This window comes from Achromobacter maghribensis (genome assembly GCF_057334215.1).
On record NZ_JBHFII010000054.1, the window covers coordinates 61,335 to 69,530 of the forward strand.

11 protein-coding genes are annotated in these 8,196 nt (G+C 66.7%); 5 read left to right on the forward strand and 6 right to left on the reverse strand.

Annotated elements, in window-relative coordinates; genetic code table 11:
- Positions 1-20: 20 nt before the first annotated feature.
- The 6 genes from ACE039_RS23160 to ACE039_RS23185 all read right to left on the reverse strand — a co-directional run bounded on the left by ACE039_RS23160 (position 21) and on the right by ACE039_RS23185 (position 5,502).
- The gene (locus ACE039_RS23160) at positions 21-965 is read right to left on the reverse strand and encodes a phosphate acetyltransferase (protein WP_448711299.1); all 945 of its coding nucleotides are present in this window, start codon (positions 963-965) and stop codon (positions 21-23) included.
- Positions 962-3,448 carry a DUF3141 domain-containing protein gene (locus ACE039_RS23165; protein WP_485823439.1) on the reverse strand — a complete coding sequence of 829 codons (2,487 nt, stop codon included), beginning with the start codon at positions 3,446-3,448 and terminating at the stop codon, positions 962-964. Before ACE039_RS23165 ends, ACE039_RS23160 begins: the two co-directional genes overlap by 4 nt.
- A gap of 270 nt (positions 3,449-3,718) precedes the next feature.
- The gene (gene yfcF / locus ACE039_RS23170; protein ID WP_485823440.1) at positions 3,719-4,354 is read right to left on the reverse strand and encodes a glutathione transferase; all 636 of its coding nucleotides are present in this window, start codon (positions 4,352-4,354) and stop codon (positions 3,719-3,721) included.
- Positions 4,355-4,470: 116 nt separating this feature from the next.
- Positions 4,471-4,800: a DHCW motif cupin fold protein gene (locus tag ACE039_RS23175; protein ID WP_105559136.1), complete on the reverse strand. Its 330-nt coding sequence runs from the start codon at positions 4,798-4,800 to the stop codon at positions 4,471-4,473.
- A gap of 71 nt (positions 4,801-4,871) precedes the next feature.
- Complete coding sequence (locus ACE039_RS23180; RefSeq protein ID WP_485823441.1) at positions 4,872-5,357, reverse strand: GNAT family N-acetyltransferase; 486 nt, start codon at positions 5,355-5,357, stop codon at positions 4,872-4,874.
- The gene (locus tag ACE039_RS23185; protein ID WP_485811931.1) at positions 5,341-5,502 is read right to left on the reverse strand and encodes a hypothetical protein; all 162 of its coding nucleotides are present in this window, start codon (positions 5,500-5,502) and stop codon (positions 5,341-5,343) included. Before ACE039_RS23185 ends, ACE039_RS23180 begins: the two co-directional genes overlap by 17 nt.
- Positions 5,503-5,555: 53 nt before the next feature.
- Here ACE039_RS23185 and ACE039_RS23190 point away from each other — a divergent pair, with 53 nt between their 5' ends.
- From ACE039_RS23190 to ACE039_RS23210, 5 genes are all read left to right on the forward strand, one after another.
- Entirely contained in the window at positions 5,556-6,497 is a 942-nt protein-coding gene (locus ACE039_RS23190; RefSeq protein WP_313458376.1) for a DnaJ C-terminal domain-containing protein, read from the forward strand.
- Between the two features lie 2 nt (positions 6,498-6,499).
- Positions 6,500-6,817: a chaperone modulator CbpM gene (locus tag ACE039_RS23195; protein WP_485823442.1), complete on the forward strand. Its 318-nt coding sequence runs from the start codon at positions 6,500-6,502 to the stop codon at positions 6,815-6,817.
- 14 nt (positions 6,818-6,831) lie between these two features.
- The gene (locus ACE039_RS23200) at positions 6,832-7,545 is read left to right on the forward strand and encodes an AzlC family ABC transporter permease (protein ID WP_448709774.1); all 714 of its coding nucleotides are present in this window, start codon (positions 6,832-6,834) and stop codon (positions 7,543-7,545) included.
- A complete protein-coding gene (locus ACE039_RS23205; protein WP_105559132.1) occupies positions 7,542-7,889 on the forward strand; it encodes an AzlD domain-containing protein in 348 nt (115 codons plus the stop codon). The genes ACE039_RS23200 and ACE039_RS23205 overlap by 4 nt, the downstream gene beginning before the upstream one ends.
- A 41-nt stretch (positions 7,890-7,930) precedes the next feature.
- Positions 7,931-8,196: glutathione S-transferase N-terminal domain-containing protein (locus ACE039_RS23210; RefSeq protein WP_485823443.1), on the forward strand; the 266-nt coding region annotated here is incomplete at its 3' end.

Sequence of the window (8,196 nt, forward strand, 5' to 3'; positions counted from 1 at the left end):
CTGTCGTGTCGGCGCGCGCGTCACGCCAATGGGCGGGCCGCTTGCTGGCTGAGGTGGTGGGCGTAGATCGCCGCTACCGCGCAGGATGCGAGGCGCGAGCGGGGGCTGTCGGCACGGCTGGTCAGGATGATGGGCACGCGCGCGCCCAGCACGATGCCCGCCGCTTCCGCGTTGGCCAGGAAGGTGAGGTTCTTGGCCAGCATGTTGCCGGCCTCCAGGTCGGGCACGACCAGCACCTGGGCCACGCCGGCCACGGGCGACCGGATGCCCTTGATGCGGGCAGCCTCCGGGCTGATCGCGTTGTCCAGCGCCAGCGGGCCGTCCAGCAGGCCGCCGGCGATCTGGCCGCGGTCGGCCATTTTGCACAGCGCGGCGGCTTCAATGGTGCTTGGGATGTTAGGCGTGACCTGCTCGACGGCGGACAGGATCGCCACGCGCGGTTCGCCCAGCCCCAGGCCGTGATGCAGGTCGATCACGTTGCGGATGATGTCCGCCTTGGTTTCCAGGTCGGGGAAGATATTGATGGCCGCATCGGTGATGAACAGCGGCTCGGCGTAGGTCGGCACTTCCATGATGAACACGTGGCTGATGCGCCGGCCGCTGCGCAGGCCGGTCGTGCGCGCAACCACTTCGTGCATCAATTCATCGGTGTGCAGGCTGCCCTTCATCAGCAGGGTGGCCTCGCCGTTGCGCACGAGCGCCACGGCGGTCTCGGCGGCCGCGTGGCTATGCGGCACGTCCACGATGCGGGCATCGCCCAGGTGCAGGTTGAACTGGGCGGCCGTGTCGCGGATCTTCTTTTCCGGCCCGACCAGGATGGGATGCAGTAGGCCCAGGTCGCGTGCCTCCAGCGCGGCCGACAGCGAGGGCTCGTCGCAAGGGTGGGCGATAGCGCAGCAGGCCGCTTCCAGCGTCTGTGCGCGCGCGATGAGCCTGTCGTAATGCGTCGAGGTGGGCAGCGTCATGCGGACTTGGCCTTGGCGGGTTGACGGGCTGCGGTCTTGCGCGCGCGTTTCGCAGGGGCGGCGGCGGACTTGGCTGCGGGCTTGGCGGCCCGCTTTGCCGTGGCCTTTGTTGCCGGCTTGGCACCCGCCTTGGGCGTGGTGTCCATTGCCGCCTTGGCGACCGCCGACTCCGCCGCCGCAGGGTGCGGCCGGGCCTTCTTGACCGGCACGTGGGCAGCGGCTTCGACCAGTTGCAACGCGGGCGCGGCAGCAGCAGGCGCGGGCGTCGGCAAACGGACCGGCGCCTGCGCCGGGTTGCGCTTCTGCGCGCGGCGTTCGGCTGCCAAGAAGATGCGTTCCATCTCGTCCAGACTTTCGCGGGCGGCGGGGCTCAAGGGTTCGGCCGCTTCCAGCACGCGCTTCATCGTCTCCAGCGCGTCGCGGATCGCCGGCGCTGGCGAGTTTTCCAGCAGATGCGGCATCGCCAGCAGCGCGGCGTCCGAATCCAGCGTCAGGATCAGGGCTTGATCGCGGGTCAGGTCCTTGAATTCCTGCAAGGTCAACGCGTTGTCGGATTCGGCGCGCATTTTGCGTATCAGCGCAAAGCTGCGTTCGTCCAGACCGCCTTCGGCGCCGGACACATACAGCAGCATGCGGATGGCCGCGACGCGCAGGCCGCCTTCCTGCACCATCGAACGCAGTTCGGCGGCGCGGTCTTCCATGAAGCGGCGGTGTTCGGGCGAGACGCCCGGGTGCTTGCGCGGCGGGCCGGATTTTGCGCCCAGACCGGCCAGGTCTTGCACCAGCGGCGAACCATAGACGCCCATGAAGGTGCGTTCGTCAGCCGAATCGCGCAGTTCCTGCCAGATGTTCAGGCTGGTCTCGACCCAGTTCGAGAACATTTCCTGCGCCATCAGGAAAGGATTGGAGGCCGGGGCCACCTGGCGCTGTTCGCGCACCTGCTCGGCGATCTTGGCGATGGGCGCGATGGCCGGGTTGCGATCCGAAATCAGTTCATAAGGCAGGCGCAGCGGGTGCAGGCGCTGGCTCCATTCCGCGAATTGCGGCGTGACCACCGCGCGCAGCCAAGGCTGCATGAAGCTGCGGTACATACCGAGGTTGATGTCGGAGATGCGCGCGACGGCGGCGAAGCGGCGGTCGTCCTCTTCCTTGCGGTCGACGATGGCGCGCACGTCGTCCAGCTTGCGCTGTTCAAACGACAGCACGTAGTTGCCGAAAGCAAGGTCGGCGTTGGGCGTGTCCGGCGTCTTGTCGGCGATCTCGGCCTCGTAGATGCCCGGGGGCAGCACGTCGATCATGTCGATGTTCGACGTGAACTCCTGGTGCTCTTTGCGCGCCACGCTGCCCGACACGAAGATGCCCAGGTGGCCGATGCTCTCGTGCACGGCGTAGACGATCGTCTGGCCGTGGGCCAGCACTTCGGCTTCGTTCTGGTAAAGGTCGGGGATCCAGCCCAGCGCCTGCGGCGGGGGCGTGATGTTGTCGCCCTTGGAGCAGAACACCACGATCGGCGACCGGATGTTGCGCAGGTCGATACGGATGCCGTCGGACGTCACCAGACCGGCCGTGGCCAGGCGGTTGCCCACGAACAGGTTATCCACGATGTACTGGATTTCGGGGCCATTCAGGAAAACGTGGCCACCCCACCATTTCTCGAAGCTCAGGTACCGATCCGCTTCGGTGTCCACCTTGGAGTACAGGTTGTACTGCTTGGACCACAGGGTATTGGCGGGATTCAGGTTTTCGAAGTTCTGCACCAGCCAGGCGCCGTCGAACTTGCCGTGGCCCAGATCGCTGGTCATTGCCGTGAGCCAGCTGCCGCCCAGCAGTCCGCCGGAATAGCGCATCGGATTCATGCCGCGCCAGCCTGCCCAATACGACAGGGGGGCGCCAGCCACGATGATGGGGCCGAACAATTCAGGGCGGATGGCCGCGGTCATCATGATCTGCCAGCCCGCCTGGCAATTGGCCACCACGACCGGCTTGCCTTCCGCGTCGGGGTGCAGGGCGATGATCTCTTCCAGGAACCGCGCTTCGGCCATCATCACGTCTTCGACGGTCTGCTCGGGCATGGGCTGGGGCAGGAAGGTCGCGAAGTAGCAGGGATGGCCTGCGCGCACCGCCACCCCGATCTCGCTTTCCGGCTTGAAGCCGCCGATCCCCGGGCCATGGCCCGCGCGCGGGTCCACCACCAGGAAGGGGCGCTTGATCGGATCGGTTTCCACGTCGGCCGGCGGCTTGATGCGCAACAGCCCGTAGTTGACGGGGCGCGGGAGTTCGCGGCCGTCCAGCACCAGCTCGAACTCCATGCTCAGCACGTTGGGCGCGCGCTTGGCCATGTGTTCGTGGTACTGGTTGCCGCGCTGGCGCAGCACGTCTGCGTAGAGCACGCCTCGCTGCCAGGCATCCACGGCATATTCGTAGGCGGCCGTCCAGGGGTTGAAGGACGGGGTGGGGACGCGATCGTTGCCGGATCCGGCCATGGCGATCTCCTGTTAGTTGCTCCCGACGGCGGAAGGCCGCCGGGCCGATCCCGAGTGGAACCGGCCGAGTTGACCTCCCCATTACACCGCATCGAATGCTGCGCCGCAACATGGAAGGGCTTGATGTCGGTCAAATTCGGGACTCCCCGTCCCTTCTTTCGGCTTTATTGCAGATATTGCAGGAAACGTTGCGTGCCGGGCGGCATGCCTGTCATGGCGAGTAGGCCATCGGGCCCGTCATGCACCTTGCATCACGGCCCCGGCTGGTTGTCAGGCCCGCGCGGCGGCGTTGTGTTCCAGCCATTTCTGGACGGAAGGCCGTTGCCATTGGACATCGGCATAGGCGCGCAACGGATCGGGCAGGTCGTCCAGGGCCAGCCGCTTGAGCATGACGGCCAGGTCCAGGTCCGCAATGCACCATTCGTCCAGCACGGACGTCTGATCGACGCCGATGAGGTAGCTGGCCACCTGAATCAGCTTGGCCGAGGCCGCGTGGGCGGCGTCGGACAGGGGTTGGCCGGCGGCGCCGTAGAACACCGTTTCGGTGGGCCGTTCCTGGCGCAGCGCGGCCAGATCGCTGCGCAGCCAGGCCTGCAATTGGCGGGCGCGGGCGCGTTCGCGCGGGGCCTGCGGATACAGCGCGGTGTGTCCGGGCGGGGGGAACACGTCTTCCAGGTATTCGGCAATGACGCTGGATTCGGTCAGGTTGAAGCCGTCGTGCGTCAGCGCGGGCACGCGCGCCGTCAGCGCACGGCACTGGTACGGCTGCATGCGCTGCTCGCCCGCTTCCAGGTCGATCGGGCGAACCTCGAAAGGCAATTTTTTTTCAGTCAGCGCCACATAGGCCGACATGGCGTAAGGGCTGAGAAACAGGGAATCGACATATAGCGTAATCGGGGCGCCCAAAGCTAGTCTCCGGTCAGGCGGGGTCATGGTTGTCGGTGCGGAACCGGCGGAAGGCGCGGCGCCGCATGAATTGCAAAGCGTAACGCAATTGCAATTCCGCGTGTCGCGCCAGCGCGTCAGTCGACGATGAAGAGCTTGGCGCCCGTGGTCGTGGACGAGCGGTGGGGCTCGGCCTGGTCAGCCACCTGATAGCTCATGCCCGGGGTCAGGACGAACTGCCGGCCGTCTTCCAGCTCGGTGTGCAGTTCGCCCTCGAGACAGAACAGGATGTGGCCTTTGCTGCACCAGTGGTCGGCCAGGTAGCCGGCCGTGTATTCCACCATGCGGACCCGCAGGTCGCCGAACTGGCGGGTGCGCCAATAGGCCATGCCGGTGTCGCCGGCGTGTTCGGTGCGTTCCACCTCGGACCAGTCCGTGGTGCCGAATGGGATGTTGCTCATCTTCATCGTGAATCCTGCGGTGAGACCGGCGGCGGGTTCAGAGAGAGCCGCCCGGCAAAAGTCAGATACTACGCCAGTCAGGCTACCAGTTTCTTTTGCCAGAACATCGCGCGGCCGGCGGTGTCGTCCAGCGCGTAGCCTTCAAAGCCCGATTTGCGATACAGCCCCTGGGCCACGGCGTTGCCTTCCAGCACTTCCAGCGTGATCTTGCAGCAGCCCATCTGGCGAGCCCGCTCTTCCAGCGCGTGCAGCAACTGCTTTCCGACCCCCTGGCCCTGGAAACGGGGCGACACGCCAAGGTCATGCAAGTTGATCAGCGGCCGGCAGGCAAAGGTGGAGAACCCTTCCAGGTAGATCGCCACGCCGGCGGGTTGCCCGTCGACGCGGGCCAGCAGGGCATGGGCGGTGGGGCGGCGCGCCAGTTCAGCGATCAGGTTCTGCTGCGCGTAGGCTGGCAGGGGCGAATTGCCGCCCATGGGGCCGCTGGCGTATTCGTTCAGCATGGCCAGCGTCTGGCGGCCGTGTTCCGGGTTGGAGAAGTCGACGTCAATGATTTCCAGCACGATCGGTTTCCTGTGGATGGGTCTCGGCCGGCGCGGCGTCCGGCCACGCCGCCGGATGGGGCAACCGATCATTATGCACGCTTGCCGGCGCCTGATTTTGCGCATTGAAAAATCGGTCCGCAACCCCTATCTTCTTGATATTCAAGGCCGGATGCGGCACCGCCCGACACGGCCAAAACCTTTAAGGTGAGCTGGAATATGGAGTTCAAGGACTACTACAGCACGCTTGGCGTGGCGCGCGGCGCCTCTGAAGACGAGATCCGGCGCGCTTACCGCAAACTTGCCCGCAAATACCATCCCGACGTCAGCAAGGAAAGTGACGCCGAGGCCCGCATGCGCGACGTCAACGAGGCCTATGACGTGCTGCGCGACCAGGAAAAACGCCAGGCCTATGACAACCTTGCGGCGGGCGTGTCGTCCGACGGAGGCTTCCAGCCGCCACCCGGATGGGACGAGGGCTTCGAATTCCACCGCGGCGCGGCCCCTGGCGACGAAGCGCAGTTCAGCGAGTTCTTTTCGTCGCTGTTTGGCAGCCGGGGCCAGCGTAGCGGCGCGCGCCAGCAGGATTTCCGCGCGCGCGGCGACGACCACCACGCCGCCATCGAGGTGGACCTGGAAGACGCGCTCAAGGGCGCGACGCGCGACATCAGCCTGAGGTCCATGGAGATGGACGGCCAGGGCCATCCCCACATGAAGACCCGCACGCTCAGCGTGCGTATTCCGGCGGGCGTGCGTGAAGGCCAATTCATCCGTCTGGCGGGGCAGGGCATGCCCGGCTACGGCGGGGGCGAAAACGGCGATCTGTACCTGGAAGTGCGCTTCAAGCCGCACCCGCGCTACCGGGCGGAAGGCCGCGATCTCTACATGACGCTGCCGGTCGCCCCCTGGGAGGCCGCGCTGGGGGCGCAGGTGGATGCGCCCACCCCCGGCGGCACGGTCGAGGTATCGATTCCATCGGGCTCCGGCAACGGGCGCAAGCTACGGCTGCGCGGCCGGGGCATCCCTGGCGATCCCCCGGGGGATCTTTACCTGGTGCTGGACCTGGTGCTGCCGCCGGCCGATAGCGAGGCCGCGCGCGCCGCCTACCGCAAGCTGCAGCAAGACGTGCCTTTCAACCCGCGGCGCCACTTGGGGGTCTGACCATGAAGAAGCTTGTCATCACCAGCGCCACCGTCGTGGGCAAAGCGCAGCCGCTTAGCGCGAACGACCTGGCCCGCGCCTGCGGGGCGGAAGTGGAGTGGGTCGCCCAACTGGTCGAAGTCGGCATCGTCAACGCCCGCGGCGGACAGCCCGACGACTGGTGCTTCTACAGCGCTGATCTGCAGCGCGCGCTGCACGCACGGCGGCTGGAGCACGATTTCGGCGCCAGCCTGGACGCCGCGGCGCTGATCCTGGACCTGAGCCAGGAGGTGCGGCGCCTGAAAGCGCACCTGCGGACGCTGGGCGTGCCGGAGCCTTGAAAGCGAAAAGCACCTTGGAGACGTCTTCCACCCCTGTGCACGCCCCGGCGGGCAGTGCGCGCATCGATGGCCTGAAGTCCTGCCTGCCGGTCATGATCGGCTACTTCCCGGTGGCGGTGACGTTCGGGATCGCGGGCATCGCGGCCGGCTTGACGCCGCTGCAGGTCATCCTGATCTCCGTATTCGTCTATGCCGGCGCCAGCCAGTTCCTGCTGCTGGCGTCGATCAAGGCCGGCACGCCATGGCTGTGGGTGGTGGCGCTGTGTTCGCTATTGAACGCCCGCCACCTGCTGTACGGACCCTTGCTGTCCCGCTTCCTGCCGACGGCTCTGCGTGACCGCTTGAAGGTCGCCTTTCTGTTGACCGATGAGGTCTTCGCCACTGCCTTCAACCGTCTGCAAACGGTGCCGCCCGGACACCGCCAGGGCTGGATGATCGCTTTGGGGCTAGGCGCGTGGCTGACCTGGATCGCCGGAACCGCCGTGGGCGTCTATGCCGGCGACGGGCTGGAGCGCCATTACCCGATGCTGTCCCAGGTGATGCGGTTTGCGTTGCCGGCGCTGTTCATGGCGCTGGTATGCCAGAGCGCCAAGCGCGGCATGGGCCTGCCGGTCATCGCCGCGGTGGCGGGGGCAGGCGTGGCGGCCGCGATGGGGCATGTCACCCTGGCCATCCTGATCGGCGCCCTCATCGGCTGCGCCGCGTATCGCCTGAAGAGGTCCGCATGAACGCCGAAGGCCTGGGTTTCTGGGGCGCGGTGATTGCGATGGCCGTGATCACCTATCTGACGCGCGCGCTGCCCTTCATGCTGTCCGAACGCAGCCGTCTGTTGCGGCGGCTGTCGCGCGAGGGCTCGGCGCTGGCGGCGCTGGGCCCCAGCTTGCTGGCGGGTATCGCGGCCGCGGTCATCGTGCCGGACGTGCTGGACGCCGGCGCCCAGGCCGCCCGCATCGCCCCCTATGTGGGCGGGCTGGTCGTCACGGGCGTCGCCGCGCGGATGGTCAGCAATACCGGCGTGGCCGTGCTGCTGGGGATGGCAGGATACGGCGTGTTGCTGGCCTTGGCGGGTTGAGCCGCCGCAGGCAAAATAATCGGACTCCAAGGAGGCCGACCATGCTTACGCTCTATCATGCGCCGCGCTCGCGGTCGTTCAGGATCCTGTGGTTGCTTGAGGAACTGGGCGTGCCGTACGACACCGAAATGGTGTCCATCCGCGGCAACGACAGCGCGGGCCACATGCCCGCGGACTACATCGATATCCATCCGCACCGCAAGGTGCCGGCGCTGGTGCACGACGGGGTGCCGGTGTTTGAGACCCCGGCCATCGCCCTGTATCTCACGGACTTGTTTCCCGACAAGGGACTGGGCCCCCGGGTAGG

Excerpts from the sequence above, each read along its gene's own strand:
- ACE039_RS23160 (WP_448711299.1), bottom strand. The coding sequence starts at position 965 with ATGACGCTGCCCACCTCGACGCATTACGACAGGCTCATCGCGCGCGCA.
- ACE039_RS23165 (WP_485823439.1), bottom strand. The coding sequence starts at position 3,448 with ATGGCCGGATCCGGCAACGATCGCGTCCCCACCCCGTCCTTCAACCCC.
- ACE039_RS23175 (WP_105559136.1), bottom strand. The coding sequence starts at position 4,800 with ATGAAGATGAGCAACATCCCATTCGGCACCACGGACTGGTCCGAGGTG.
- ACE039_RS23190 (WP_313458376.1), top strand. The coding sequence starts at position 5,556 with ATGGAGTTCAAGGACTACTACAGCACGCTTGGCGTGGCGCGCGGCGCC.
- ACE039_RS23195 (WP_485823442.1), top strand. The coding sequence starts at position 6,500 with ATGAAGAAGCTTGTCATCACCAGCGCCACCGTCGTGGGCAAAGCGCAG.
- ACE039_RS23205 (WP_105559132.1), top strand. The coding sequence starts at position 7,542 with ATGAACGCCGAAGGCCTGGGTTTCTGGGGCGCGGTGATTGCGATGGCC.